This is a genomic window from Plantactinospora alkalitolerans (assembly GCF_015690345.1).
Taxonomy (GTDB): domain Bacteria; phylum Actinomycetota; class Actinomycetes; order Mycobacteriales; family Micromonosporaceae; genus Plantactinospora; species Plantactinospora alkalitolerans.
Genome location: NZ_JADPUN010000438.1, coordinates 1 through 2,221, shown reverse-complemented (window position 1 = coordinate 2,221; position 2,221 = coordinate 1). Strand labels below are relative to the sequence as shown.

Below are 2,221 nucleotides of genomic sequence, written 5' to 3'. Positions count from 1 at the left end.
CAGGAGGCGGCGGGGGCAGCGGGTGGGTTTTGCCGGCACCATTCCATCGCTACCGCGCCCTTGAAGCACCGGCCCTCCGGACCGGCCCGCTCGCCGCACGCCTGACATAGCCCGCCGATCATCCGATGTCGGCTCAGCACCTCGACGAGGCGGGACCGGACGACCTCGGGTGGAACGGGCTCGCCGCTGGCCGCGACGTCCAGATGGCCGCTGAGGATCAATGCCTCTCGCGAGTCGAGTCGCTCCACCAGCCTCGCATCTCCTCGTCGCGGTGCGCCCGGCGATGACCAGGGGGCAGTACACAGGTGCGGCCGTTCGCCGGGTTGGCCACGCCGCACTCCGGATCCGGAGCGTGTGGCGGTCCTGCGCCCTCAACCACGTCGCCAGATGTCACGCGGATCCCTTCCGGGCGGCTCTGTCGGCGAATACGGACCCATCAGCGTGGACAACTCGTGCCGCGCCGGCACGGCGCCGCTCAGTCGCCGCTCGGCGACCTCCCGGATCCAGCACCATCCCGACTCACCCACCGCGCAGCCGCAGCTCAGGCAGTGGCCATTCAGGGGTACGTGCCGGTCGGCGACGTCGGCCATCGCCTCCAACTCGGCCCCGGCCGGTACGGCCTCGCGCGTGCCGAACAGAGCGCCGGAGTCAGCAGTCAACCGCATCGTCGGAGGTCCTTTCCGTCCGTCACCGTCGCTTCCATCGAGCAGTGTGCGGCTCCCGGGTGGAGACCCCACACCCTCGTTGTCCGTCATGGATGTCCCGACTCCGGCCGAGGAGACGGGTAGCGACTGCCGACGGCGGTAACCCGCTCCCGCTGTATCTATTGATCACGTACGATCTGGCTCGTTATATCCAGCCGGACTTCATGCGATCAAGGAATGGGGCGAGCGAATTGAAGTGGGAGCTGGTGGTTAGAGGTGCCGAGGGGGATCAGGCGGCTGATCGGTAGGTTGATCGGCCAGGGCTCACCGGTGTCGACGAACTTCGTCCATCGGCCGGTCTCCACGTAGACCTCGTCCACCGGGTCGATCCGGTGGGTGTGCACGACCAGCCCGCCATCGGTCTCGATGCGCCAGTAGTAGGGGATGTCCGCCTTGGCGTACAGCGCCGGCTTGAGGATCCGGTCCATCGACTGGGAGCCCTCCGAGGCGATCTCGACGCGAGCACCACCTAGTGCGGCTCGTACCTCGACGTCCGCCGGGCCGCCGCCACAGCCGTGGTGACCAGGACATCCGGATTGAACGAGCGGCGCTGGCTGATCCGTACCTCGACACCCTGGGTGACGTCGAACTCGTCCGGGCAGTCCTCTTCGAGCGCGACCATCAAGCGGCCGGCGATGGTCTGGTGTGCCGCGGTGGGGGAGGGCGCCATGATCAGGGCTCCGTCGAGAAGCTCACGGCGTTGGCCGTCGTCGGACATGACGTCGAGGTCGTCGGTGGTCCACCCGCCAGCCGGCGGGTAGCGGCCGCTCAGGGCCGCGGTCATGGTGCTACTCCTTGTCGCGGGTGGGTGGCGGGTCACCCAGAGCCACGGTACCGCCTCAACTGGCCGGGGGTGGTCGCGCCGGGACGGCCGACACGGCAGGATGGGGCGCATGAGCGAGCGCAGCGCGGCGGCGCCACGTACCGGCGGGGCGCGGGCATGAGCGTCCCGGGCGAGGGGCTGGCGAAAGGGCTGGCCGTCACCCTGAAGACGATGACCCGTCGCTCGCACACCCAGCAGTACCCGGACGTCGCCCCCGAGCTGCCGCCCCGCTCCCGGGGCGTCATCGCGCTGTCGGAGGAGAACTGCACGGTCTGCATGCTCTGCGCCCGGGAATGCCCGGACTGGTGCATCTACATCGACTCCCACAAGGAGGAGGTGGCGGTGCCCGGCGCGGCCCGGCCGCGTCAGCGCAACGTGCTGGACAAGTTCGACATCGACTTCTCGCTCTGCATGTACTGCGGCATCTGCATCGAGGTCTGCCCCTTCGACGCGCTCTACTGGTCCCCGGAGTTCGAGTACGCCGAGTACGACATCCGGAACCTGCTGCACGACAAGGAGCACCTCGGGGAGTGGATGGCCACCGTGCCGCCGCCGCCCGCGCACGACCCGAACGGTGAACCGTCGAAGGAGGAGGCCGCCGCGCGCAAGGCGGCCACGTCCGGCGCGGCCGGCGACCGGTCGGCCGGCGACCGGTCGACCGGCCCGGCGGTACGCACCCAGCGCCCGGCCCGGC

Annotated in this window: 5 protein-coding genes; 1 reads left to right on the top strand and 4 read right to left on the bottom strand. The window is 69.8% G+C overall.

Annotated features, from left to right (window positions below):
* From I0C86_RS44265 to I0C86_RS44715, 4 genes are all read right to left on the bottom strand, one after another.
* On the bottom strand, positions 1-248 hold a 248-nt coding region (locus tag I0C86_RS44265), incomplete at its 3' end, for a hypothetical protein (protein ID WP_230395693.1).
* A gap of 123 nt (positions 249-371) precedes the next feature.
* Positions 372-665 carry a hypothetical protein gene (locus tag I0C86_RS42655; RefSeq protein ID WP_196206996.1) on the bottom strand — a complete coding sequence of 98 codons (294 nt, stop codon included), beginning with the start codon at positions 663-665 and terminating at the stop codon, positions 372-374.
* Positions 666-874: 209 nt separating this feature from the next.
* Positions 875-1,132, bottom strand: a complete 258-nt coding sequence (locus tag I0C86_RS44720) for a hypothetical protein (protein WP_255527968.1) — start codon at positions 1,130-1,132, stop codon at positions 875-877.
* A 41-nt stretch (positions 1,133-1,173) separates the two neighbouring features.
* A complete protein-coding gene (locus I0C86_RS44715) occupies positions 1,174-1,488 on the bottom strand; it encodes a Uma2 family endonuclease (RefSeq protein WP_255527967.1) in 315 nt (104 codons plus the stop codon).
* Positions 1,489-1,644: 156 nt separating this feature from the next.
* On the opposite strand from I0C86_RS44715, the gene I0C86_RS42645 reads away from it, so the two are divergent.
* Positions 1,645-2,221: NuoI/complex I 23 kDa subunit family protein (locus tag I0C86_RS42645; RefSeq protein WP_230395692.1), on the top strand; the 577-nt coding region annotated here is incomplete at its 3' end.